This is a genomic window from Pseudoalteromonas rhizosphaerae, from assembly GCF_028885455.1.
Lineage (GTDB): Bacteria > Pseudomonadota > Gammaproteobacteria > Enterobacterales > Alteromonadaceae > Pseudoalteromonas > Pseudoalteromonas rhizosphaerae.
Map to the genome: position 1 here is coordinate 2,055,011 of NZ_CP118496.1, position 25,836 is coordinate 2,080,846.

A 25,836-nucleotide genomic window follows, 5' to 3' on the forward strand; every position below is an offset into this window, starting at 1 on the left:
TTATATGGGGATGAAGACCCACCCTTAATCTCACGGCACTTTCCCGATGCAAAGCGAGCGTATGTACGCTGCGCTAAAAGGTTTAGGTAAAGAAGCGCGTTTAGTGATGTTACCTTACGAAGCTCACGGCTACCGTGCTCGCAAGAGTTTACTGCATGTGCTTTGGGAGCAAGAGCAATGGCTCGAAAAGTACTTGTTAAGTGACGAAGCTCCTGTAAGCGATGCTCAAGCAAATACTGAACCTTCTGTTTCAGAGTAAATTGAAAGCGCGGTTTATGCCGCGCTTGTTAATTTAATTATATGGGGATGAAGACCCACCCTTAATCTCACGGCACCTTCCCAATGCAAAGCGAGCGTATGTACGCTGCGCTAAAAGGTTTAGGTAAAGAAGCGCGTTTAGTGATGTTACCTTACGAAGCCCATGGTTATCGTGCCCGTAAAAGCTTATTACATGTTTTATGGGAACAAGAGCAGTGGCTGGATAAATACTTGTTAACTGACGAAGCTCCTGTAAGCGATGCTCAAGCAAATACTGAACCTTCTGTATCAGAGTAAATTCAAAGCGCGGTTTATGCCGCGCTTGTTAATTTAATTATATGGGGAAGAAGACCCACCCTTAATCTCACGGCACCTTCCCAATGCAAAGCGAGCGTATGTACGCTGCGCTAAAAGGTTTAGGTAAAGAAGCGCGTTTAGTGATGTTACCTTACGAAGCTCACGGCTACCGTGCTCGCAAGAGTTTACTGCATGTGCTTTGGGAACAAGAGCAGTGGCTGGATAAATACTTGTTAAGTGACGAAGCTCCTGCAAGCGATGCTCAAGTAAATACTGAGCCTTCTTTAACAGAATAAATTCAAAGCGCGGTTTATGCCGCGCTTGTTGATTTAATTATATGGGGATGAAGACCCACCCTTAATCTCACGGCACCTTCCCGATGCAAAGCGAGCGTATGTACGCTGCGCTAAAAGGTTTAGGTAAAGAAGCGCGTTTAGTGATGTTACCTTACGAAGCTCACGGCTACCGTGCTCGCAAGAGTTTACTGCATGTGCTTTGGGAGCAAGAGCAATGGCTGGATAAATACTTGTTAACTGACGAAGCTCCTGCAAACGATGCTCAAGCAAATACTGAACCTTCTGTATCAGAGTAAATTGAAAGCGCGGATTATGCTGCGCTTTTTATGCCAAAAAGTGCCCCTCACAATTTTAAGCATTTTATAAATTTTTTCTATTGCGCAGAGTTACAACCTGATATTCAGTACATCACTACAGCTATTAGTTAGAGAGCAAAGGCAAGTAAATTCAACGTAGTTAGAGTTGGAAATTACTACCTGTACGTCTGAATTTTGGTTATTTAGAATGAGGTGAATTATAAATTAAATCATGATCTTATAGTTTATTCTCGTTCGCAATGTCATCCCATTGACATGATAATTACATTTAGCTGTCAATATTACGCTTTAGGGTATCGTGATTAATTAAAACTAAAACGATACCAAGGAAATGTGATGAAATTGAAACCGATAGTAGGCAGCTTATTATTGCTAGGTCTATTAAGTGGCTGTGATCTAGCAGATGATGATAATGATTTAGAGCCTTTGCGTTACCAACTGATATTAAATATCACAGAGCAAAGTGCTGGAAACGTAGTAATAAGTCCAGAGCGTGCTGATTATGAGCAAGGTGCTATTGTTATGCTAAACGCTCAGGCTGCACAAGGATATAAATTTGTTTCATGGTCTGGCGATATTGGTAATGCAGACTATAGCGCGACTTCTTTAACTCTTACAATGAATAACCATAAAGAGGTTACTGCAACATTTAGCCAAATTACTGAGACACCATCAGCAGGGCAAGTGGTGATCAACGAGGTGCGTTCAAATGAAGGCGGTTATGATTTTATTGAGTTGTTTAATAACTCTGAACAAGCATTTACCTTTAGTGACGCTAATTGGGCAGTAAATGATTTAAAAGGCTTTGAGATTGATAAAGAGCCGGGCATTAAAATTCCACAAGGTACAACCATCGCTGCAGGTGGGTTTTTAGTGATTGCCACAGATCAAACTAGCATTCCATTTGATGCACCAACAGATACTTTAGTTGCCACTGCTGGCGATACTGATTTTGGTTTAGGTAAAGGCGACACCGCATTACTGGTACACAACAATCAAATTGTAGATAGCGCACATTGGAGTGATGGTAGCCATGTGTCTACATGGGGGCGTTTACCAGATGGTGGTAATTGGCACACTCAAGATGAAGCGCTCGCGCCAACGCCTGGTGCTGCCAATAAATTACCAGCGCCGGTTGATGGTGCAACTGCCGCTAATATTGTGATCAATGAAGTGGTTTCAAAAGGCCGTGATGACGCCGATTTTGATTTTGTTGAGCTGTACAACACATCTTCTGAACCATTTGTTTTTGCAGCTAATGAGTGGGAGTTAGTTGATTTAGACCGTGAAGCGAATAACCAAGCGGGTTTAACTATCCCTGCAGGTACAGAAATTCCTGGCCACGGCTTTATTGTATTATTGCCGAATTTAGTTACGGGTGCTCAGTTACCTAACGGTGCACCCGCAACGGCTATTTTAAATAATAATGAAGACTTTGGCTTAGGCAAAGGCGAAACCATTAAACTAAAATACCAAGGCCAAGTGCATCAACAAGTCAGTTATGGCGATTTCCATGTTAATAGTTATGGCCGTTTTCCTGATGGTATGGAATTTATAGAGCTTGTTGATGAGAATGCGCCACAACTTTATGCCAGCCCTGGACGTAAAAACTTCAAAACTCCTATGCATGTGGGTGCTGCAACTACATTAAATTTCACATCATTTAATGATCAAGAAGCGGCTCTTGAAAGCAAAGGCTTCCGAGTATTTGGTAAAGGTGCAGATTTAGCTGCAGACGTTGAGCCTGAGTATGTCGCCGTATCAGCTGATTCAAGCACTGCATGGGTGTCATTGCAAGAGAATAACGGCCTTGCAAAAATAGACTTAACCACGAAAACTATCACTGATATTTTTCCGCTGGGCTTTAAAGATTATGGTATGGCTGGCAATGAAATCGATGCCAGTGATAAAGATAATATGATCAAACTACAAACTCGCGCAAACGTAGTGGGTATGTATCAACCTGATGGCATCGCAACATTTACACAAGATGGCATAGATTACGTTTTAACTGCCAACGAGGGGGATATACGTGACTGGTTTAGCAACTTCGCTGAAGGTGAGAAAGTTGCAGATATCGTGCTTGATGAGTCGGTATTTACAGACGTAAGTATATTACAAAACAACGTCGAATTAGGGCGTTTATTAGTATCGCAATATGTTGATTCTGATACTGCAGCATCAAGTGATAATAAACTCTATAGTTTTGGTGCACGTTCATTCTCAATCTTCAATGGTGATACCGGTGAGCAGGTGTTTGATAGTGGTTCATCACTTGCCTTTGAAGCTAATAAAGCCGGCGTTTACCCAGATGGTCGCAGTGATGCGAAAGGCACTGAGCCTGAGAGTGTAACAACAGGTATGGTTGCCAATAAGCGCTATGCATTTATTGCTTTAGAGCGTGCTGATGCGGTTGCAGTATATGATATTAGTGATGTTAATGCCGTAAGTTTTGTGCAAATGCTCGTTACCCAAGGTGATGATGCGCCAGAAGGGGTGTTATTTATAACCGCTGATCAAAGCCCAACGTCAAAAGCGCAGCTGGTAGTTGCAAACGAAGACAGTGGTAATATCACCGTCTATAGTGAAAACAACGAAGGCAAGTTTGATTTTGCATCACGCTTGTTAATTGAAGGTGGTGAAGGCGCCGCAGAGATCACGGCTTATGATGCACAAACAAAACGTTTATTCGTAGTAAATAACGGCAGCTTGCTTAACGCTCCTCGTATTGAAGTGATTGATTTTGCTAACCCAAATAACATTGCAACACTTGGCGCAATTGATATTAGCTATTACGGTGCAGGTGTTAATTCTGTCGCAGTATCAAACGGAAAACTTGCCGCTGCGATCGAGTCAGGCGTGAAAACTGATACTGGCGTTGTTGCTATGTTTAACACGAGTAGTTATGAGCTTGAAATGATATCTGCGGTCGGAGCACTGCCAGATATGGTAACTTTCAGTCCCGATGGTAAATTAATCATCACCGCTGACGAAGGCGAACCGAGTGAAGACTATAACGTAGATCCGCTAGGCTCTGTATCAATTATTACCGTGCCAACAATACAGTAGCTAATTCAGATTTATTTAAACTTCATCTATAACAAAGGTCTTTATTGAGGCCTTTTTTATTAATATATTTAAACGATAAAAGCCCGACATTTTTATAATGCCGAGCTTTGGACTTTATTAAGGTTTCCATGAAACGTTATATGTAAAGTGACAACTCTTTACTTTTCGGTTGTCTTTGTTTTCTCTTTACGTATTTTTCGCTTTTCTTTTAACGTCATTTTTGCTGGTTTTTTAGCTTTTTCTTTACTCATTATAAATAACTCCAATTAAATATATAAAAATTAATAAATAAAAATTGAAATGATTTACTCTATATAATTCTCCTTACTATTAATTGCTAATATTTGCCAAGAGTGAAAACATCCATATTCTTTACACTCAAAAATGTGACCTATTTTATGTCCTAAAAGATCAGTACCTATAGAAGAGTGTAATGACACAACATTATTACATAGCCCCTTTTCTGTAGCCGGAACTAAGCTTATACGGCGTTTATAACCCGTATCAGTATGCTGGATGACTACGGTACAGCCAATTTGTACATGTGGGCTAAACTTTGACCAAGGTCGTTGTGAATACTCTATTTTTTGCAACACATGCGCGAGTTTCAGCGGATGTAAAAATGCTGAACTTTGGCTTAAATAGTTTTTATACTTATAAAAAGCAGGGGTTTTGTACCCGAACAGAAAAGCAAACACGGACTAAATCTCCACGAAAACTGAACCGAACTTAAATTTAAAATAATACAGTGAGACTGCCGAGTGTAAGAGTTACACTCGGCTTAAATGTCGAAGGTGAGATTTGTTTTTTGTGGATGAGATATTAATATAAACATGATGTTCCTCTTATTTAAAGTAATCATACCTCATAAAAATATTATATCAATGGTGTTTTATAATTTAAAAATAAAGATATTAATTTAAATTTACTAGTGTGCGTTAATTCCATGTTTTTTTGTGCGTAGCGTGCGTTTTGATACTAAATAATATGCCACAGGAACAAAGTAAAATGACAACACAGTGGTTAATACAGTACCACCTGCGATAGCGACGGCAAACGGAGGCCAAAAACCTCCGCCGGCGAGTATGAGTGGTAAAAAGCCACCAACGGTGGTGATAGTCGTGGAGCTGATATGGCGTGAGCAAGTCATCACAGCGGCAACGATTTTGTTTTTATCAGTGAGGGCTTGCAGTGAATTTAACTCTGATAAAATGACAATGGCGGCATTTATGGCCAGTCCCATTAAGCCCAATAAACCAATGATCACAGTAAAACCAAACGGGTAGCCAGCAATAAATACACTGAGCAAGCCCAGCATTGCAGCTTGCAGGGCGTTTATTAAGATTAGCCCTGTGGTGGTAAATGAATTAAATGACATCACCAGTACGGTGATCAATAACACGACAATAATCCCCACTTGGCCAAGCAATTTACCAACCGCTTCGTTGCGTTTTTGCGACTCACCACCGAGCTCTAATCTGTAGCCATGGGGTAATACAAAGCCTGATTGTGCAATGGTGGCGGTCACTTCATTCAGTACGGTTTGCGGTAATACGCCAGTTGCTAAATAAGCTTCGATAATATTAACACGTTCACCGTCACGGCGAGCGATAGAGCCACGAGAAGGGCTCAGTGTTGCACTGGCAAATGATTCAACCACTAGCGGTTGTGCAGTATCTATTTGGTTTGAACTAGCTGGCGTATTTAACTGCGTACTAAATAGCGAGCTAATATCATCTCGGCGCTTATCTGCAACTCTAACGCGTACGGGAACGGTTTCGGTATTATCAATAATACTGCCGACCACAACACCATTGAACTGGTTTTGTAGTTGTGTTGCCATATTACTTAGGCTTAATCCTGCATGAGTCAGCGCTGCTTCATCGGTGTTTAACCATAGTTTAGGCGAGCCCGACAATAAGGTTGGACGGGTGTGGGTTATATCGTTATGAGCAATGAGCTGCGTGCGTAATTGTTGGCCCAGTTCAGAGAGAGTATCTAGGCTTGGGCCATAAATACGCATTTCAATTGGTGCATTGAATGGTGGACCTTGCTCAAGCTTTCTGACTAAAGTTTGTGCGTTTGGAAATGCTTTATCAAGTTGTATTTGCAAGCTTTTTATTAACTCGTTGGCACGTTTAAAGTCGGTTACTTTTACCATCGCTTGCGCATAGTTATTGGCGCCGCGATTACGCTGGAGCATATTATAGTAAAAGCTTGGGAAATTAGTTCCGATCATCCAATCAAGCTTTTCAATGCCTTCAGATTGCCGAATTAGTTGATCCATTTTCTCTATGGCTTGTCGAGTTGATGTAATACTCACATGAGGGGCAAAATGCACTTCAATTTGAAACATATCGCGATCTGAGGGCGGGAAAAACTGCTCGGTGAGTTGTCCTGCCCCAAAAAAACCGGCAACAGGGAGTATAAAGACCAGTAGTAAAGTGAGTATTGGTTTTTCTAGGCTACGTTTTAACGTTGCTTCAAAGCGTTTACTGAGTTTAGGTGTGCGTATACCTTGATAAAAGATACCAGTACGCTGTTCGTTATTGATAAATTGCCCTGCAAATACCACCACTAAAGAGTGTGAAATCAGGTATGAACCAATTAAGGCAAAAATAACACTTAAGGCAATACCGCCAATAAACTCTCCTGCAGCACCTGGCATCAGCACAATCGGTGCAAACGCTAAAATAGTTGTTAGAGTTGAGCCAAGCAGTGGAAGCCAAAAATGTGCCACGGCTTTTTCTACTGCGGCTAAAGCTGTTAGGCCTTGTTGGCGAAAGCGCTGAACAGCATCGGTGATCACAATGGCGTTATCAACCATAATGCCCAGTGCCACGACTAAACCGGTAACCGACATTTGATGAATAGGTAAGCCATAGAGCTGCATACTTACTAACGTAAACAATACGGTTAAAGGTAACGCGGTGCCGACAACCAGAGCAGCTTTAAAACCTAAAGTGATAAATAATACCACTAGAATAAGCACAAACCCCACGGTAATATTGCTGAGTAAATCGGCTAAACGAGTTTGGGTATAACCGCGTTGATCAAAAATATCTTGGAGTAAAATTTGGCTTGGTAAGTCTTGGCTAAAGTTATCGATGGCGACATCAACACGCTTAGAAAAAGTATCGATACGCAAGTTTGGTAACATGCGGATCGCAATATAAATACCGGGTTTTCCATCAATTAATGCAATTTCGTTCACGGGTGTTTTTACTGAGCGAGTAATTTGGGCTACATCAGAGAGTTGATATTGCCCTGCATTTTGATTACTACTTAGTGGAATTGCGCCAATGCGAGCAATCGAGTCAAACGCACCGGTCACTTCAATTTGCATTTGCGATTTGTCATTTGTAAGGGTACCAGCGGCTACTTTTGCATCTGCACCTTGAATAGCTGCATGAATATGCGCTAAAGGAATATCGGCTAAACTGGCTTTTTGTTGATCAACCGCAACTAAAATTTCCTCATCAACTTGGCCAAAAAAATGCACCAACTCCACACCCGAAACATTACGTAATTGATTTTGCAGTTCTTTTGCATAGCGATTAACCGTTGCTAATGTGGTTATATCGTCATTGGCGTTAAGCGATAAGATACGAGTATAAGCATAGCCACGCTCGTCATCCAGTAGCGGTGATGAAGCATTTACTGGCAACTGGTTGTTGACATCACCTAATAAATCACGCATTCGCGACCAAATGGGTTTAACGTTCGTGACTTCGTCTTTTAGCTCAATGGTGATCACTGAGAGCCCAGGACGAGAAATCGACGATAAATGCTTTACTTCAGCTTGGGATTTTAGTTTTTGTTCGATTTTTTCACTTATTTGCACCTCAACTCGTTCAGCACTGGCGCCAGGTAAAGCAGTGGTTACGATAGCGATACGATTAGTTATTCGAGGATCTTCACTGCGCGCTAAGCCACTGATCGCAGCTAAACCACTAACGATAAGTAACGCCACTAAAAGCGCTTGGACACGCCCGTGATTAAATAAATAGCGGATCATCACAGCACCTTGGTTGGTTGATTTGCAACAACATTAACCGAAATGTTGGCCGACAGCTTATGCATGCCATTGGCAACAATTTGCGCACCATTGTGTAATGGGGCGCCAATAAACGCATAGCCATCATGGGCATAATAAAGCTGCACAATGATAGGTTTTAGTACCTTATTTTTTATTTGATAAACCTGCCAAGTACCGCGCACACCATCGGCAAGGGCATCAAGAGGCACCCAAAAACCGCTTTGTTGCTGATATTGTTGCACTGTTAATTTTGCTAATTGGCCAGCATAAACAACTGCGCTACTTGGCAAAGCAAAGCGCATTGTTAAGGTTTGTGTATGTGGGTCGATACTCGCTCCTTTACTGATAGATTGTGCAGTAAAGTTTTGTCCGGCAATCTCAATGTCCATGCTATTTTGGATGGTGCTTTGCAGTGTCAGTGGGATCCCCATGCTTACTTGCGCATGTTGGTTTTCGATTAAACGCACAATCGGTGTACTGGCTGCAACAATTTCACCTTGTGAGGCAAAGCGCTGGCCTAAAATACCGTTGAATGGCGCGGTTAAATGTGCCTTTTCAGTGCGGATACTGACTTCATTCAAGTTTGCTGCTATTGCGGCTCGTTCTGCGTTAAGTACAGCGATATTGGTTTTAACTTGGTCAAGTGCCGAGGTGGCCGAGTAGTTCTTTTTATCAAGTTCTGCTAAACGCCTTTTTTCAAGTTTAGCGAAGGTAAGTTGTGCTTGAATTCGTTGTTTTTGCGCCTGGAGTTTTTGTTCTTCGATAACTAAAAGCTGCGTATTTTGGCGTGCAATAATATCGCCTTGTTTTACTTGCTCGCCTTGATCAAAATAAATTTGTGCAATTTTTCCTGGAAATTCAAAACTCAACTTTGCATCGTTTTGTATGACCACTTTGCCACTAAGCGTACGTGTTTGATAATAGCCCGCCTCTTGTTGTACTGTGTAGGCAGCTACATGAACCAGACTTTCGCCATAACATATAAATGATGTGAATAAAATGAATGCACTTAGCAGATATTTTTTCATTATAATATCCTTATTTATCGCCATGTTAAATCAGCGTGGTTAGTCAGGTGCATTAAACACAGTTATGCTTTGTGCTAGACGCAGAATGATTTAGAATTGGACTCAAGAGTCTAATTTTGTATAAATATAAATCAATCAAACTAGACTGTCTAGTTTGATTTGAGGTGAAAATGGAAATAACTACCCTAAGTCGGTCAGAACAAAAACGACAACAAATTATTACAGCTGCAACGACCTTGTTCATGGATAAAGGCTTTCCTAATACCAGCATGGATCAAATTGCTAAATTAGCCCAAGTATCTAAACAAACGGTTTATAGTCATTTCAAAGACAAAAATAATCTATTTGTTGAAACTGTAACAGCGCATTGTTCCTCCTCAAACTTACGTAAAGAGCGTTTTGAGCCAGCGCAAAGCCTAGAGGAAAACTTACTACGTGTTGTGACAAATTTTATTACACTGGTATTTTCACCCGAGGCATTGAAAGTATACGACACGTGCGTAGCGCACAAAGATGAATACCCTGAGTTGGCCTTATTGTTTTATGACGCTGCCCCTAAAGTAGTGATGCAGCAGGTAGAGGTCTGCTTATGTAGTATTGCACAGGCGGGCTTGCTTGATATCGACAACCCTAAGTTTGCCACGTTACAGTTACTGGGCATGGCCACAGGTGATTGGAAATTACGCCATGCACTTGGGCACGCAAAAATTAATGATGTACCGCCAGCAGCATATATTGAAGATTGCGTAAGGCGGTTTATTAAAATGTATCGCTAAGGCTTTTGAGTAACCACTTACTGCAATATAAATTCATCGATAGGTTGTTTAGTTAATTTACCTATTTGCTTAAAAATGAAAATAATTGCTCCGCCTAATAGCACCATAGTCGGCGCCACAATGACTGGGTAGCTCAACCAAGTCATACGTCCTAACTCTTCGGCATAAGCTGTTGTGCCGGGCATACTAACAACAATACTTTTCGCTAAAAAGTAGTTGAGTGTTGCAGATAAAAAGAACGCACTGGCAACAATAAAACCGGCAAGACGCATTTTTGCATCAAATACCGCGGTGTTGTTTTGTTGCTCTAACGAATGCATAAGTTTATCAATATCAAGCAATTCAGGGTTAATTAGTAATTTACGGATCAGCGGATAAGGGGTGTACTGGCTGATCAATACAATCACACCAATAATTGCTGGTACCATCGCTTCTTTAATCGCGATATAAGCTGGGTCAAGTTCAAATAAACTGATACCGCCAGTAAGTAGTACGCTGATAATGCCAAGTACTGAGAAAAAGTTTACTTTGCCTGATTGTTTAAGTTCCCACAAACCAAATAACAGCGGAAAAGCAAGTGCTACCACCACTGCCCATACCGGGCCTAACGTATCAGGTGTACTAAAGCGGCTTAAAATCACCGCAGGTAAAATAATATTAAAAATTATATTACTGAAAAAATTACTCTTCTTTTTTGCCGCTGTCATTATGCATCAATCATTGGTATTCAATACATAAAGTATATACACAAGTTACTTTAAGATATAGACCCGCTGTGTTGCAGTAGTTACAAGTAAGTTTAGGATAATTTGCTTTATGCAGACTGGTTTAATGAATCTGAGATTTCATCACAGTGCTGTTTTAAAATTTCGATAGCCACTTTGGTTTTACCTGCCAAAATATCTCTTGCTGGGGTAATTGCATACACACTGTAGGTTGGCAGTTGCCAGTCAGTGCATAACTCAACGAGTTCTCCTTTTAGCAATAATGATTGTACTTCTGGCTTTGGTAAAATTGCATAACCAACGCCATCACACACTAATTGAATAATACTGTGCATGTTATTAACCACGATACGTGGTTTTGGGAGCGCTTTTTTTTGGCTGTTTAAACTATGCGTTAGTGGATGATCTGCAGTGCAATGCGAGATACGAGTATGATGGTTTAACTGCCAAGGCGACAGTGTGCAATGCTCAGCCAATGGGTGACTTTTATGTACACATAATACGAGTGGCCACTTCGCCAAAGGCCGAGCAACTAAACTTGAATCATCCAGCGGGCCAATCGCTATAGCCAAATCAGCGCCCGACTTTATTATATCAAGGGGTTCGTCAGATAAAGTCAGTTGCACATCAAAATCAGGGTACTGGTTGGTTAATTTTTTAAGCGGTTCACTTAATATTCCGCCACCAAATCCAACCGGTGCTACTAACTTTAATTGACCACTAGGGCTGTTTTGTAAAAATTGCAGCTTTTCACCAGCTTGTTTTGCAGCGGTGAGGATGGTTACACAGCTTTGATAATAAATCTCGCCAGCCTCGGTGAGTGTCAGTTCTCGTGGACTGCGATTAAATAAGCTCAACTTAATATCAAGCTCTATTTGTTTGATTTGTTGGCTAATTGCTGATGTGGTCATGGCAAGATCAACTGCGGCTTTACTCATACTACCCGTTTCAACAATGCGCACAAATACAGTTAATGTGCGAAGTAATTTTGTATTCATTTGGTTAAGTCTTACTTAATACTGTTTTAAGAAAATACACATTGTAGAAAAAGGAACATCTCACTACCATGCAAACGCTAATTATTATCATTTAAACTGCATTTGTCACGGAGAAAAATCATGAACCCGGTAAGTTGTAAGTTAATACCGTTAACTAGCGCCATTTTAACCGCGCTTAGTTTATCCAGCTCAATAGTGTTAGCTGATGAAACGAAACAAGATATGGAAGTTATCGTGGTATCAGCGTCAGGTTATGAGCAAATGTTAAAGGACGCGCCAGCAAGCATCAGTGTGATTGATCGCGCAGATCTGGAAAAACGCTTTTATCGTGACTTAACCGATGCAATGACCGATGTCCCTGGAGTTGTGGTTACCGGCGGTGGCGATCGCAAAGATATAAGCTTGCGAGGCATGGCTAGCCAATACACATTAATTTTAGTTGATGGCCAGCGACAATCATCACGTGAAACAAGGCCAAACAGTGATGGACCAGGTGTTGAAGGTGCATGGACACCGCCAATCTCTGCAATTGAACGCATTGAAGTGATACGAGGGCCTATGTCCTCCTTGTATGGCTCAGACGCTATCGGTGGGGTGATAAACATTATTACTCGAAAAACACCCCAGCAGTGGTATGGTGAGCTGCGTTTAGACAGTACAGTTCAACAAAGTAGCGACTCAGGTAATACTAATCAAGGTAGTTTTTTCGCAGCTGGTGGACTTGTCCCAGAATTATTAGGTGTGCAATTATATGGGCAGTTTTCCAAACGTGACGAAGATAACTTTACTGCAGGCTTTAGGGGCAAAGAGCAAAGTAACCTTAAAGCGAAGTTTATTTTAACGCCAAACGATAATCACGAAATAATGCTAGAGGTTGGCAGCGCGCAGCAAAAATTTGAAAACACACTGGGTAAAACAGTTGAACCATTGGCGCCGGGTGAAAGCTGTGGCCGAAGAGGTTGCCCAGAATCATCGACAACAGAGTATGAGCAACAAACTTACTCGTTAACCCATAACGGTTATTATGACTTTGGTAACTCGCGCAGCTATTTAAAATACGATAAGTACGATAATACTTCTCGTGAAATGTTTGTTGAAAACACGGATGCGCAAACCAGTTGGACTTTACCGATTTTTGCCGGTCATAACGCGACGCTTGGTGCAGCCTACTTAAAAGAAGTGCTTGATGATTACACGAGTAATAGGATCAGCGAGTTAACCCATGTAGAAAATAAACAGTGGTCGGTATTTGCTGAGGATGAGTGGAGCACCAGCGACAAATTTAAGCTCACCACAGGTTTGCGTTACGACCACGACGATAATTTTTCAGGCCATTGGAGTCCACGTTTATATGGAGTTTATACCGCGTCTAAGGCTATCACTATCAAAGGTGGTATTTCGACAGGTTTTAGAGCGCCTAATATTCGTCAATCAAATGCAGACTGGGGACAAGTAAGTCGAGGCGGCAATATCTATGGCAACCCAGATCTTAGTCCTGAAAAGTCATTGAATTATGAAATGGGTATTTATTACGATCCACGTGGTGATTACACAATCTCAAGTACTGTGTTTTACAATGAGTTTGATGACAAAATTACGCGAATTGCATGCCCACTTACGCAATGCACGGATGGCCAAAATCAGTTTGGTTCAGATCCGACAACCTATGTAAATGTTGATGAAGCCGTGACTCAAGGGGTTGAATTTTCAGTCTCTTACGACTTAACCAGCGATTTAGGTTTAAGCGCTAATTACACTTATACCGATTCTGAGCAAAAAACCGGGCAATATAAAGGCAGTCCTCTCAATCAGTTACCTAAACATATAGTGCAAACATCGTTAAACTGGCAGCCAAGCGATAAGTTAGGGGGTTGGTTACGTGTGCATTATCGTGGTGAGGAAAGCCAACCAACCACAGGTCCTTCACAAAGCAGCCTAATTGCACCTAACTACACGTTAGCCGATGTGGGTGGTAATTATGTTTTGACTAAAAGCGTAAAGTTAGGCTTTGGTATTTATAACCTATTTGATAAAGATATCACTGAGAATGAATATGGTTATGTCGAAGACGGACGCCGTTATTGGGCATCGCTCGGGTGGCAGTTTTAATGCATACCATTTAGTAACCCCTGCTTAGGTTAAGTAATAAGGTCTCAATTGAGGCCTTATTTTATAAATGGAGCTTTATAACTAACTGAAAATATAAATAAACTATTGCTGATGAAAAGTTTCTACTCTAAAGTTAGGGTAGCATGTGTTTCTATTTCGAAGTTGCTTTGCAGCAATGTGTTTGGCTTTTAGGCAAAGCTGAGCTTATGTAGTGTGGTTATTCCTCATAAATAGGCGATAACGCAGCATTACTGGCAAACATACGGTGCGCTATGCGTTAAACCTAAATTGAACAAATTTTAATCCTGAAAGGTCAGTCGCCTTAGTAAGGTAAATATTTAATTACACGCTATAATAATTAATCAATATGAAGTGGTTAGATAAGATTTTTTAGCTATAGCATCTGTCACTATGCAAAATAATACGAGGTATTTATTTGAATTTCCTTCGAAGCTTCCATGATATTGTATCTGATCAAAGTCAAAGTTTTGACGAGAAAACGCATAGTTTGCTCAAGTTTGGGCTTGATGTATTTAATTTAGATATCGCGATTGTTAGTAAAATTGAACAAAATATTTATACCGTGCTCTACGTTATAACACCTGATAATTCTTTAGCTTCTGGTACAACGTTTGATTTAGAAGGCACTTATTGTGTACATACACTCGCAGCAAATGCCGCGCTTACTTTTCATAAAGCGTCGAGTAGTCGCATTGCAAACCACCCATGTTACCTAAATTTCCAGCTCGAATCTTATATTGGTGCGCCAATAAAAGTCGGTGCAACCATATTTGGTACAGTTAATTTTTCATCACCGGCTGTATCTACTCCATTTTCGCAACAAGCCCATGACTATGTTGAGCTATTTGCACAATGGTTGGGTGCTGAGTTTGCCCGCAAGATCACCAATGAACAGCTCGTTAAAAACAATAACACGCTGTTAAAATTAGAGGCTGTAGCAAATATTGGCACGTGGGAAGTTGATTTACTCACTGACAAAGTCACTTGGAGCGAGCAAACACGGCGTATTTACCAAGTTAGTGATAGCTATGTTCCTGATCTTAATGCTGCGACTGAATTTTTTAAAGCAGGAGAAAGCAGAGAAAGCATCGTTAATGCAGTGAACTCTGCAATACAAAGTGGCGAGAAATGGCATCTCGACCTCGAACTTGTTACCGCTAATGGACAGACTTTGTGGGTATCAACATTTGGTGAAGCTGAATTATTAAATGGTCGATGTGTGAGGTTATTTGGTACCTTACAAGACGTGACTGAATCGGTCATGCTTCGCGAAGAGTTAAAAAATAAAAAAGCAGAAGCAGAGCGCATGTTAGAAGATAGAAGCATGCTACTAGCTAAAATAAGTCACGAACTCAGGACACCATTGAACGGCATAACCGGAATGTTAACTACGCTATTAGGTGAGCGCCGTGAAGATAAGAGAGTTGAAAAACTAAAGATAGCTTTGCGTAGCGCGGATATTTTACTGAGTATAATTAACGAAGTGCTCGACTTTTCAAAAATAAACCACGGTGAGTTAAAACTCGAACCAAATCATTTTTTATTAAAAACAATTTTTGTTGATCTTGCTTCGTTGTACATTCCATTGTTTAGAGATAGTAAGGTTGATTTTCAAACAAATATAACGATAGCAGATGACTGTTGGGCTTATTGCGATAATGCTCGGCTGAGCCAAATTGCGTCAAACTTATTAAGTAACGCGTTAAAATTCACTGACGAAGGCTTGGTAAAATTTAATGCTGATGTGAATGTAGTCGGTGATAAATTAGCCTTGCATCTTGAAGTGTGTGACAGCGGAAGGGGGATGAGCAACTCATTTTTAGATTCATTGTTCTCACCTTTTACACAAGAAATAGACGCAAAAAAGAGTAAAGGTGGTACCGGCTTAGGCTTGGCAATCGTAAAAGAATTGATTGATTTTATGGGGGGGACAATAACGGTTGATAGTACCTTTAATCAGGGTACGACATTTATCGTGGATATCCCACTTGCAGTCGGCGCCGTACAAATCGAAAATAATCCTCGGGTAAACGTTGTCATAGCGGCAACTAATTTATCGGTTTTAGTCGTTGATGATAACCAAATAAACCGATTAGTACTGGACGCTTCACTTGAAAAACTAAATATTAAAGCCGATTTTGCAGTTGATGGCGAAGACGCAATTTTAAAGTGTAAGCAAAAAAAATACGATCTTATTTTTATGGATTGCGTGATGCCGCAGCTGGATGGACTTGAGGCCACTAAAATTTTGCGAGCGCAACATATTTGTCCTTATGCAGATACCTTAATAGTGGCATTAACTGCAAATACATCATCTACCGATAAAGTTGCATGCAAAGAAGCTGGCATGGATATGTTTATTTCAAAGCCTTTTAAACTACATTCGATTGAGGAAGCGGTAGTTAATGCTGTAGGAAGGAGCAAAACTAAAGAAATAAGCTAGTTTACAGCGGTATTTTTTAAGGTTTTAGCTTTTCAAGTTATATTTGGTGACGGCGTGTTTAGCATTTGAGCAGTACAGTAAAAGCAGTTTACTGACAGATAAACATAACGTGGCCTAATATTTGTATGTATTTTAATGTGGTATTTGATAAAACGCACTATGATTAGTTTTATTATCGCAATATATTATTATTTCTTTATAGCTCTCAACAGCAATGAACCGTATCCTAAGATACGTTATACACTATTACGCAATGATTGATTGCTTAACTGATGTGTACTGTAAATAAATAATAAAGTCTGCAATTTTACTGTTTGAGGCATGGAGTTGAATGAAAAATAGTGGTGTGGTTTGTCTCACTGATGTACTTGAACTGATGCTTGACGCTGTTTGCGTGGTTGACAAGCAAGGGGTATTTGTTTTTGTGAGCGCGGCTTTTAAAGACATTTTTGGTTACGAGCCTTGCGAAGTAATCGGTAAACCAATGCTCGATTTTGTTTATAAAGAAGATCTAGAGATCACGCTTGACGCAGTAGATACGTTATTATCTGGAGGCTCTAAACCGCGCTTTGAAAATCGTTGGGTGAGAAAAGACGGGCAAGTGGTGCATATATTATGGTCTGTTCGCTGGTCTGATTCACATCAGTTCAGAATTGCTGTTGCTCATGATATCACCGAGCGCAAAAAATTTGAAAAGCAATTACAACATATGGTGGGACATGATCAGTTAACTGGGTTGCCCAATCGCATGCTGTTACTTGACCGAATTCAATCAACATTAACGAAAGCTGACCGACAGCAGGTTGAATTATCGCTACTATTTATAGATTTTGATGGTTTTAAAGAAGTTAATGATTCATATGGGCATCAATGTGGTGATCGATTATTACAAGCCATTGCTGCTCGGCTACAAGGGTGTGTTCGAGGGTCTGATACTGTTGGGCGTTTAGGTGGCGACGAATTTTTAGTCTTACTTCATGGGATTAGCTTACGCTCAGATGTACATAAAACAGCTGAAAAAATCCGCAAAGAGTGCGAACAAGCTTTTGTGATAGATGAACATTCATTACAGCTTTCAGTCAGTATCGGTATCGCCAGTTATCCTGAAATGGGCGAGAATGAACAACAACTTATTCAACATGCAGATCAAGCAATGTATGTTGCAAAAAATGCAGGGGGTAATCGTATTGTCTAAACACGTTACTCCCCTTTGATTAAAATCAACATTTAGCTTTATAACTATACGTCTTTTTGGGTTTGTTAGTTACTGTCTTTACTTGTAGACATTGAACTGCCAACCGATGCAACTATCACCAAAAGAATGGCTAACCATTGCCAAAGAGTTAATAACTCGCCTAAAATTATAAAGCCAGCAAGTGCCGCAATAGCGGGCTCTAAGCTCATCATAATACTAAACCCTTGTGCAGGCATATTACGCAGTGCAACCATTTCCAGCGTGTAAGGAAGGGCACTTGACATAATAGCAACCAATAAGCCTAAAGGGATCACTTCCCAGTTTAGTAGTGCACCACCTTGAGAAATAGCACCATAAGGCACTAATATAAGTGCCGCGACACTCATACCAAGGGCAACAGTCATCCCGCCAGAGCTTTGATTACCCGTTTTTTTGCCAAATAAGATATAGCCAGCCCAACACGCACCAGCTCCCAGTGCCAGAATTACGCCCAGTAGATCGAGACTTTCTTCACCTTTCATATCCGGGAGCAACATTACGATCCCCGATATAGCACAGGCGACCCAAAATAAATCTCGCTTACGTCGCGATGATAGCAGCGCTACCGCTAACGGGCCGGTAAATTCAAGTGCGACTGCAATCCCCAATGGAATACGCTCAATGGCGTAGTAAAATAAAATGTTCATACCGCCCAAGCATAAACCATAAACCATAATTGGCATGCGTTGACCAAGTGGCGGAAATGCGCGCCAAGGTTTAAACACTAAACACAATATAGCTGCTGAGAAACCTAAACGAAGTGCCGTTGTCCCTTCTGGGCCAATTATTGGAAACAGTTGCTTAGCAATTGAAGCGCCTGACTGAATAGTCACCATGGCAAGTAATACGCAAATAACAGCAATGAAAAAAGGAGGAATTGTGCGTTGCATTACAGTCCTTATAGTAGTGCAAAAGGTTATTGGCGGGGATTCTACGCGCTTTTTGAGAGTGGGGCTAAGCTTTTGCGGTAAAAGTTTTTAATTATGATGAGGTGCCCACTGCGCTTTAGTAAACTTAGATTTTTGTATTCTTGCCTAAGCGTAGTCTTAAACTAAATATAGTGCTTTTAGTATAAATAACGACTGCTTTGGCAAGTGATATTAGTTTAATTTAAACTTATTTATTTGTGTATTTAAATTAATCGCAACTTGCGCGAGTTCACTAGACGAAGACGAAATTTGTGCGGTTTGCGACTTCGACTGCATACTGGCATCTTGAATACCAGTTAAGCGTTCAGCTATATCTTCGGTTACTTGTGCTTGTTGCTCGGATGCAGCTGCAATGGTTCGGTTTGCATCTGAAATTAAGCGCACTTGGGTGCTTATTTCTTTTAGCATTGAGCCCACTTTTTCTGAGTTTGATACTGCGTCTTTAACCCGCGTATCACTGCTACGGATCCGTTCGGTTACAGCGTTACTTGCAGACTGTAAGCTATTGATTTTTTGTTGTATCTCAACTGTTGAGCTTTGTGTTCTGCTCGCTAATGTCCTTACCTCGTCGGCAACGACGGCAAAACCTCGACCTTGTTCGCCAGCTCGTGCGGCCTCAATTGCAGCATTAAGTGCTAATAGATTAGTTTGTTCAGCAATATTGCTGATCACATTTAAGATCACCGCTACTTCGTTAACTGAAGATTCGAGATCATTTAAATCATTAATTGACTCGGTTAATATTTCAGCAACCGATTCGACAGAATGAATACTCTGATTAACGACATCGATCCCTGCTTGTGTTTTAGCATCCGCATCTCCTGCGTTTTGAGCCGCTTCAGAGCAGTTTTTTGATACTTCTTTGACGGCGGTGGAGTTTTCATATACTGAACTTGAGATCACCTCAATTGCTTGACTCTGCTCGTCATTAAGCAGTCTTGCCTGCTGTGCAATAGAATCTAGCTCGTTGGCAGCAATTTGGGCTTGTTGGGATTGCGAGTTAATTTCTGACAGTAAGGTAGATAGTTTATCGATCATAATATTAAAACTGGCTGATAACTCTGCAATTTCATCGTTACCGGAGTGAGCAATTTTATGCGTTAAATCACCATTGGCGATTCGTTGTGCTTCATTGACTAATAGCGTGGTTGTCTTTATTACGCGCTTCTCAAGCTGTAAGTAGCATAAAATTAAAATAGTGATTATAACTAATACCATCACAATACTAATAAGGCTTAAATTAGCAACACGATTGTTATTATTCATTACTTCTTGCAAGCTGCTGTTTTCTACCGCAGCTAAAAATTCTTGCACCGGTGTCTGTATTTTAGCTACTTCATCCATATATCCCTTATCGGTTAGCAGTCCTATTGCCTGCACCCACTGTTTTGATTCGCTCGTATTTAATAATGACGGTGATTGCCCAGCAAAACTACTTACCAATTGAAAAGCTTGTTCTTCAGTGTTGACTAACTGCAAAGAGAGCGAGTTAGATTTATTTAGCAAAGCAAGTTCTTGTTCATTCACATTAAATTCTTTTAAGCGATCAATATAAGATTTTTTACGACCGTCTAACCAGGGTTCAGTCCCTTCAATTTGATTTACAAGTTCATAGTATTGTTTTTTATAGCTAGGTTGTAGGGTGACAACATATTGTCGGGCGAGTTCTGTTAGCTTGATAGAGTTGGAGGCAGACAGCTTAGCAAAATGACTTAGTTGATAGCGTTGCTGAGCTGATTGTTGACTATCAGATAATCCTGTTTTTAACAGTAATATGATAATGAGTAGCCCTGATGCAATTGTGATTGCTAGAGCAAAAACAGTTCTTAGCATTAATCTTATTGTCAAAATTGCCTCTGATGCGATTTAATAATAATGCTAAATAACTATAGAATATAATTTCAATTAACTAAAGAATTCATGGATTTTATTTATTATTGGATACGCATTAAATTAGTGAGCAGATTGCAAGAGTATGATAAAAGTGACAACAACATTGGCAAGCCTCAAAGCATTGAGGCGTTGTTTTGCGTGAATAATATTTTGTAGCTTATAGTCTGTCGGCTGGATAAATAACACCAAGTTGCTGTCTTGCTTTATCAAGTACAGCCATCACATTGATACTTAGTTGATGGGTATTGATAGGTGATTCGAGTTGTCCTGCGTTGGCGATTGTAATGAAATGGGCAACTTCGTGGCGCATAAAGTGTTCATCAAATGGCTGTGATAATTCTTCAACACTGCCATCATTAGCAATAAATTGTATCTGTTTTAATAACGAAACGGCTTCAATTCTAATACGGCCCAGCTCACCTTGGATTTCTGTAAAATTATCACCTTGAGATATTTTTGAATAACTGATCACTGCTTGCTTATCACTATAATTTAGTAATACATCACCAGCACCATCTACCCCTGTTTCAAGTAATACTCCACTGGCTTTTACCGTGTTTGGTGCACCCCAAAGTGCGATCAAGATATATAGCGGATAAACCCCTAAATCAACGAGCGCACCATTAGCGAATGCTGGCAAAAAGGTGTTAGGGCGCTCACCATTTTTGTATTTATCATAGCGTGATGAATATTGACTATACTGACCTATGTATTTACGTGGCGTCCCAATTTTGGCAATGGCCTGTTGTAAAACAGCAAAGTTAGGTAAGTGAGTGGTCATCATCGCTTCCATATAAAGGCGATTATTTTGTTTTGCCGCGTCCACTATCGCGGCTAATTCTTGGCTATTTGCTGCTGCAGGTTTTTCACCTAACACGTGCTTTCCTGCATTTAAACAGGCCACAGCATAGCTTTTATGCAAACTATTGGGGGCTGCGATATATACAGCGTCTACACTGTCGTCGCTGCATACTTGCTCAATAGTCGTAAATATTTTTGCATTTTTTATAGCGTGCTTAGCTAAAAATGCATGACCGCTTTGCTCGGCACGCGAACATACGCCATATAGTGAAAACTCACTGACTGTTTTAGCCGCTGCAAGTAAAGTATCGCTAATAAAATTAGTGCCGACTATCACAAAATTCATGGTCACTCCTGATTGTTGAATTGTGCAAGCCAAGCTTGCCAGTCTGCCTCAAAGCCTAACATTTGTTGGTGCTTTTTAGCTAATAGGTGTTTTTGTTTATCTTCACTGGCTTGAAATGGACCTACTCGGCACAGCGAACAGCTATCAACTGCTAAGTAGCTTGGTATAGTTAATCGATTATGGAGTTCAGTCGTTTCTTTGGGGCTGAATACATAAGTGGTGCCACTGGTGTCTTTTACGTGTTTGTCACGATTAACATTACGGATTTTATAGCCAGGGAAAGGACTGATATCAAATGGCATTTGGCCTATATAGCGTGATGCTAAGCCATAATTTAAGCTGCCTTCAATATTCCACTCACGATATGGTTTAACATCTTTTGAGGTGATGTAGCACAACATTGGGCCATTGTTATCAAGAGCATAGCTGGTGGCATATTTAATATATTGGTGTAGCAAAGCCCGGTTGAGGGTGTTCATACTGGTTGTTTGGGTGTTTTCACGATAAGCACTCTCCCCGACAAAAGCAGGAATAAGCGGAAATTGAAAAATCACCACATCAAATAGCTCGCCATTTAAGCGTTGCCAGGCTTGTGGGTCAGTCACATCAAAACTATCAAGTACCGTAATATGATGATCTCGCAGTGCATTTAGTGCGTTATCAGCATATTTGGAGGTAATCGTGGCTGCACTATCATAGGTAGAAGCAACTAACTTGGCCGGCTTTAGATCGGTAGATAAAGCATGAGAAAACGATAAGTCGCCATCGCCAACGGTAAGGATCCGCCAATTAGGATTTAAATACATTAATTCAATTATTCTAGTGGTGTGTTTTTAGCATCATGATCAATCAAACGTAAAAACGCTAAGCGAGTCTTTAGTCCTTCAATCGCGATTTGTTTGATAATTAAATTAAACGTGATTAATACTGCAAACGCAATATGAATAGGGCCATGAGTAAAGCCTGCGTCAGGATCGAAGAGCATTAAGCCAAACAGTAAAAAGAGTACCACGAGTGCAATTTCAAGCCATTGATTAGAATAAAACGATAATCGGCCTTCACTCTTATGATCTTTCTTGATTTGAATAGCACAAAAAAAAGGGATCACTTTAATTTTGAAATGAGCGCTTTTCTCAACATAGTTTTCACCGAGTTGATCAAGCTGTTGGCGCAATTGGTCTATCATTTTAGTTCCTCAAAAAGCAGTGCACGGATGGTACATTAATCCGTTTTAAAGGGCGAGCTAGTTAGGGTATAAACTAATGCCTATTACTAATATATGGCAAACAAACACCACTGAGGTTAATACAAAGCGCATTTTTTGATAATCAGCATGGTAGCTTTGCCATTGCGGGCTGGTTTTTTCAAATAGTAATACCAGCCAAAAACTAACCGCTAACCAAGCCAAGGTTATGTGTTGTGGTAAAAAAGCTAAAAAGCCAAGCGGTAAAATCGGTAGTATAGCCTTAATCGCATCTCGATAACTCTGTTGTCCAGCGTGCCATAAGTTACCACTCATAAAAGCCAAAATTGCAATACTATAAAAAGTAAAAAACTGCATATTAAAGTTATTACTACCGACTAATAACGGCCAACCGACACACGCTAAAAAGGGCAATAAGCCTAAATAGCCTAACTGGATATGATTGATGAATTTATTCATGGCTTACCCCAAAATTAACTAAAAATACGTATTCGCGATATTTTCAGTGAGCATTGTAACATTAGACGCAAAAAAAGCTTTAGCCCTATCTGTCCAGATGACAATGACCGCTTCAGTCAATAAAATCGATTGAATTAATCTAAACAATCAATTTTATTAATTTTTATTTACACCTTATTGTATTACTCAAGCCAACGCAGCAACCTGCGTTGTTTACACTTTAAATAAACAAATGAGGAATACTATGAGCACTTCATTAATTAACACTAAATTACAACCTTTCAATGCAACGGCTTACCACAATGGTGATTTTGTTGAACTATCAGAACAAGATGTTTTAGGTAAGTGGTCTATTTTCTTTTTCTACCCAGCTGATTTTACCTTTGTATGTCCTACGGAACTGGGTGATGTTGCAGATCACTACGCGCAATTACAAGAAATGGGTGTAGAGGTTTACTCAGTATCGACTGATACTCACTTTACTCACAAAGCATGGCACGATACATCAGACACTATTGGTAAAATTACTTACCCTATGATCGGTGACCCAACAGGACGTATTACACGTAACTTTGGTGTAATGATCGAAGACGAAGGCCTAGCACTTCGCGGTACGTTTGTAATGAACCCTGAGGGCGAAATCAAAATCATTGAAACACATGATTTAGGTATTGGCCGTAGTGCCAAAGAACTAGTACGTAAAGTACAAGCGGCACAATACATTGCGACTCATGATGGTGAAGTATGTCCGGCTTCTTGGCAGCCAGGTGAAGAAACATTAGCACCATCGCTTGATTTAGTTGGCAAAATTTAAATCTACTATTACAAAGCATTAATATGCTTGAAGGCTCATCATCACAATTTTATTAAGCACATTAGTGTGATGATGGGCATTTTTGCTAAAACAAGGGTAAGTCATGTTAGATACCAACATTAAAAATCAATTAAAAAGTCACTTTGCAGCTATTGCTGATCCTGTTGAGCTACTTATCGCCTTGGATGACAGCAAAAAATCAATAGAAATTGACAATTTAGCCAACGATATTGCGTCGTTGAGCGACAAATTTTTGGTGCGAGATAATCCAGATAGTGGCGTACGCCGTCCATCAATAACGGTATCTTCACCTATTCGAGATAGCCAAATTACCTTTGCTGGTGTGCCGATGGGGCATGAGTTTACCAGTTTGGTATTAGCGTTGTTACATACGGGCGGGCATCCGAGTAAGGCGTCGGCTGCAGATCTTGAGCAAATCAAGTCACTGACTCAGCCACTTGAGTTTGAAGTGTATATTTCATTAAGTTGCCAAACATGCCCGCAAGTCGTACAAGCGCTTAATTTAATGGCTGCGAACAATAGCAACATCAAAACAACTATGATTGATGGGGCATTATTTCAAGATGAAGTAGAGCAGCGAAATATACTGGCAGTACCCGCGGTATACTTAAATGGCCAGCCCTTTAGCCAAGGTGCGATGAGCTTAACTGATATTTTAAATAAAGTTGATAGTAAAGGGGCAGAGCGCCAAGCCGCTTCTCTCAATGAAAAATCACAATTTGATGTGCTTGTCGTAGGTGGTGGCCCTGCTGGTGCATCGGCAGCAATTTATTCAGCACGTAAGGGCTTAAATACGGGCATTGTTGCTGACCGGTTTGGTGGACAAGTAGCTGATACCCTAGCAATCGAAAATTTTATATCTATTAAAGCAACCGAGGGGCCTAAGCTCGTAGCTCAGCTTGAAGAGCATGTTAAAGAGTACGATGTAGATGTCATGCACAATCAACGAGCCGTCGGTCTTAGTTATAAAAATGGTTATGAAATCACGCTTGAAAACGGAGCTGTACTCAGTACTAAATCGTTAGTACTGGCAACGGGCGCTCGCTGGCGTGAAATGAACGTAGCTGGTGAACAACAATACCGTGGCCATGGTGTAGCGTATTGTCCACATTGTGATGGGCCGTTATTTAAAGGCAAACCTGTTGCCGTTATTGGTGGTGGTAATTCGGGTATAGAAGCGGCAATTGATTTAGCTAATATTGTTGAGCACGTTACGGTACTTGAATTTGCAGATACGTTACGCGCCGATGACGTCCTTATTCGTAAAGCTAATAGCTTAGAGAATATCACCATTATTAAGAATGCCCAGACTACAGAAGTACTCGGTGATGGTAAAAAAGTGACGGGCTTAAGCTATACTGACCGCACCTCAGGTGAGAACAAACAGTTAAACTTAGCCGGTATATTTGTGCAAATAGGCTTAATACCTAACACTGAATGGTTAAAAGACAGTAATGTTGAACTCAGTCAGTTTGGCGAAATAATAATAGATGCAAAAGGAGCGACATCTTTAGCGGGAGTATATGCTGCGGGAGATGCAACGACCACACCATTTAAGCAAATCATCATTGCGATGGGCAGTGGTGCAACAGCAAGCCTAGGGGCATTTGATTACTTAATTCGTCAAACACCTAGTGAAGAGCAACGCGTAGCATAAATCAAATTATAGTCTCTTGATATAACAGCTCCCACCCATAGCTGTTTGTTCACCCAAGCCGCCCTCTCCAAAGGCGGCTTTTTTGTATAAAAAATTGTGCTA

19 protein-coding genes and 3 pseudogenes are annotated in these 25,836 nt (G+C 40.5%); 11 read left to right on the plus strand and 11 right to left on the minus strand.

Features of this window, described 5'->3' with window-relative positions; translation table 11 throughout:
• Positions 1-46 precede the first annotated feature (46 nt).
• The 5 genes and pseudogenes from PVK79_RS08720 to PVK79_RS08740 all read left to right on the plus strand — a co-directional run bounded on the left by PVK79_RS08720 (position 47) and on the right by PVK79_RS08740 (position 4,237).
• Positions 47-259, plus strand: a complete 213-nt coding sequence (locus tag PVK79_RS08720; protein ID WP_145234259.1) for an alpha/beta hydrolase family protein — start codon at positions 47-49, stop codon at positions 257-259.
• Positions 260-330: 71 nt separating this feature from the next.
• Positions 331-555, plus strand: a pseudogene (locus PVK79_RS08725) (alpha/beta hydrolase family protein); the annotation flags it as partial.
• Positions 556-626: 71 nt separating this feature from the next.
• Positions 627-851 (plus strand): annotated as a pseudogene (locus PVK79_RS08730) (alpha/beta hydrolase family protein); the annotation flags it as partial.
• Between the two features lie 71 nt (positions 852-922).
• A pseudogene (locus PVK79_RS08735) lies at positions 923-1,147 on the plus strand (alpha/beta hydrolase family protein); the annotation flags it as partial.
• Between the two features lie 357 nt (positions 1,148-1,504).
• Positions 1,505-4,237 (plus strand): choice-of-anchor I family protein, encoded by a 2,733-nt coding sequence (locus tag PVK79_RS08740; RefSeq protein ID WP_274804075.1) that lies wholly within the window; start codon positions 1,505-1,507, stop codon positions 4,235-4,237.
• Positions 4,238-4,542: 305 nt separating this feature from the next.
• Here the strand turns inward: PVK79_RS08740 and PVK79_RS23525 are convergent, their stop codons facing one another.
• The 3 genes from PVK79_RS23525 to PVK79_RS08750 form a co-directional block, all read right to left on the minus strand.
• Positions 4,543-4,935 (minus strand): GreA/GreB family elongation factor, encoded by a 393-nt coding sequence (locus tag PVK79_RS23525; RefSeq protein ID WP_182757415.1) that lies wholly within the window; start codon positions 4,933-4,935, stop codon positions 4,543-4,545.
• Between the two features lie 230 nt (positions 4,936-5,165).
• Positions 5,166-8,255, minus strand: coding sequence for an efflux RND transporter permease subunit (locus tag PVK79_RS08745; RefSeq protein WP_257326976.1), 3,090 nt, complete (start codon positions 8,253-8,255; stop codon positions 5,166-5,168).
• Positions 8,255-9,304, minus strand: a complete 1,050-nt coding sequence (locus tag PVK79_RS08750) for an efflux RND transporter periplasmic adaptor subunit (RefSeq protein WP_257326977.1) — start codon at positions 9,302-9,304, stop codon at positions 8,255-8,257. Before PVK79_RS08750 ends, PVK79_RS08745 begins: the two co-directional genes overlap by 1 nt.
• A gap of 170 nt (positions 9,305-9,474) precedes the next feature.
• Here PVK79_RS08750 and PVK79_RS08755 point away from each other — a divergent pair, with 170 nt between their 5' ends.
• Complete coding sequence (locus PVK79_RS08755) at positions 9,475-10,080, plus strand: TetR/AcrR family transcriptional regulator (RefSeq protein WP_145234238.1); 606 nt, start codon at positions 9,475-9,477, stop codon at positions 10,078-10,080.
• 17 nt (positions 10,081-10,097) lie between these two features.
• On the opposite strand, the gene PVK79_RS08760 is transcribed toward PVK79_RS08755, so the two are convergent.
• Together PVK79_RS08760 and PVK79_RS08765 are read right to left on the minus strand one after the other, a co-directional pair.
• Positions 10,098-10,787, minus strand: a complete 690-nt coding sequence (locus tag PVK79_RS08760) for a VC0807 family protein (protein ID WP_149980025.1) — start codon at positions 10,785-10,787, stop codon at positions 10,098-10,100.
• 107 nt (positions 10,788-10,894) lie between these two features.
• Positions 10,895-11,803 (minus strand): LysR family transcriptional regulator, encoded by a 909-nt coding sequence (locus PVK79_RS08765; protein WP_257326978.1) that lies wholly within the window; start codon positions 11,801-11,803, stop codon positions 10,895-10,897.
• A gap of 120 nt (positions 11,804-11,923) precedes the next feature.
• Between PVK79_RS08765 and PVK79_RS08770 the strand changes: the two genes are divergently transcribed.
• The 3 genes from PVK79_RS08770 to PVK79_RS08780 all read left to right on the plus strand — a co-directional run bounded on the left by PVK79_RS08770 (position 11,924) and on the right by PVK79_RS08780 (position 17,571).
• Positions 11,924-13,912: a ligand-gated channel protein gene (locus PVK79_RS08770; RefSeq protein WP_257326979.1), complete on the plus strand. Its 1,989-nt coding sequence runs from the start codon at positions 11,924-11,926 to the stop codon at positions 13,910-13,912.
• 436 nt (positions 13,913-14,348) lie between these two features.
• Positions 14,349-16,376, plus strand: a complete 2,028-nt coding sequence (locus PVK79_RS08775) for a hybrid sensor histidine kinase/response regulator (RefSeq protein ID WP_257326980.1) — start codon at positions 14,349-14,351, stop codon at positions 16,374-16,376.
• A 331-nt stretch (positions 16,377-16,707) separates the two neighbouring features.
• The gene (locus tag PVK79_RS08780) at positions 16,708-17,571 is read left to right on the plus strand and encodes a diguanylate cyclase domain-containing protein (protein ID WP_257326982.1); all 864 of its coding nucleotides are present in this window, start codon (positions 16,708-16,710) and stop codon (positions 17,569-17,571) included.
• A gap of 65 nt (positions 17,572-17,636) precedes the next feature.
• Here PVK79_RS08780 and PVK79_RS08785 read toward each other — a convergent pair whose 3' ends face one another.
• From PVK79_RS08785 to PVK79_RS08810, 6 genes are all read right to left on the minus strand, one after another.
• Positions 17,637-18,500 carry an EamA family transporter gene (locus PVK79_RS08785; RefSeq protein WP_182759449.1) on the minus strand — a complete coding sequence of 288 codons (864 nt, stop codon included), beginning with the start codon at positions 18,498-18,500 and terminating at the stop codon, positions 17,637-17,639.
• Between the two features lie 210 nt (positions 18,501-18,710).
• Positions 18,711-20,372: a methyl-accepting chemotaxis protein gene (locus PVK79_RS08790; RefSeq protein ID WP_257326983.1), complete on the minus strand. Its 1,662-nt coding sequence runs from the start codon at positions 20,370-20,372 to the stop codon at positions 18,711-18,713.
• Between the two features lie 217 nt (positions 20,373-20,589).
• Positions 20,590-21,579 carry a Gfo/Idh/MocA family protein gene (locus tag PVK79_RS08795; protein WP_257326984.1) on the minus strand — a complete coding sequence of 330 codons (990 nt, stop codon included), beginning with the start codon at positions 21,577-21,579 and terminating at the stop codon, positions 20,590-20,592.
• A gap of 2 nt (positions 21,580-21,581) precedes the next feature.
• Positions 21,582-22,385, minus strand: coding sequence for a class I SAM-dependent methyltransferase (locus PVK79_RS08800; RefSeq protein WP_257326985.1), 804 nt, complete (start codon positions 22,383-22,385; stop codon positions 21,582-21,584).
• A gap of 8 nt (positions 22,386-22,393) precedes the next feature.
• Positions 22,394-22,765: a hypothetical protein gene (locus PVK79_RS08805; protein ID WP_145234209.1), complete on the minus strand. Its 372-nt coding sequence runs from the start codon at positions 22,763-22,765 to the stop codon at positions 22,394-22,396.
• Positions 22,766-22,822: 57 nt separating this feature from the next.
• A complete protein-coding gene (locus PVK79_RS08810) occupies positions 22,823-23,242 on the minus strand; it encodes a DUF3429 domain-containing protein (protein WP_149980032.1) in 420 nt (139 codons plus the stop codon).
• 244 nt (positions 23,243-23,486) lie between these two features.
• Here PVK79_RS08810 and ahpC point away from each other — a divergent pair, with 244 nt between their 5' ends.
• Positions 23,487-24,056, plus strand: a complete 570-nt coding sequence (ahpC, locus tag PVK79_RS08815; RefSeq protein WP_145234205.1) for an alkyl hydroperoxide reductase subunit C — start codon at positions 23,487-23,489, stop codon at positions 24,054-24,056.
• A gap of 103 nt (positions 24,057-24,159) precedes the next feature.
• On the plus strand, positions 24,160-25,734 hold the full coding sequence (gene ahpF, locus PVK79_RS08820; protein ID WP_257326986.1) for an alkyl hydroperoxide reductase subunit F: 1,575 nt from the start codon (positions 24,160-24,162) through the stop codon (positions 25,732-25,734).
• The last annotated feature ends 102 nt before the right edge of the window (positions 25,735-25,836 follow it).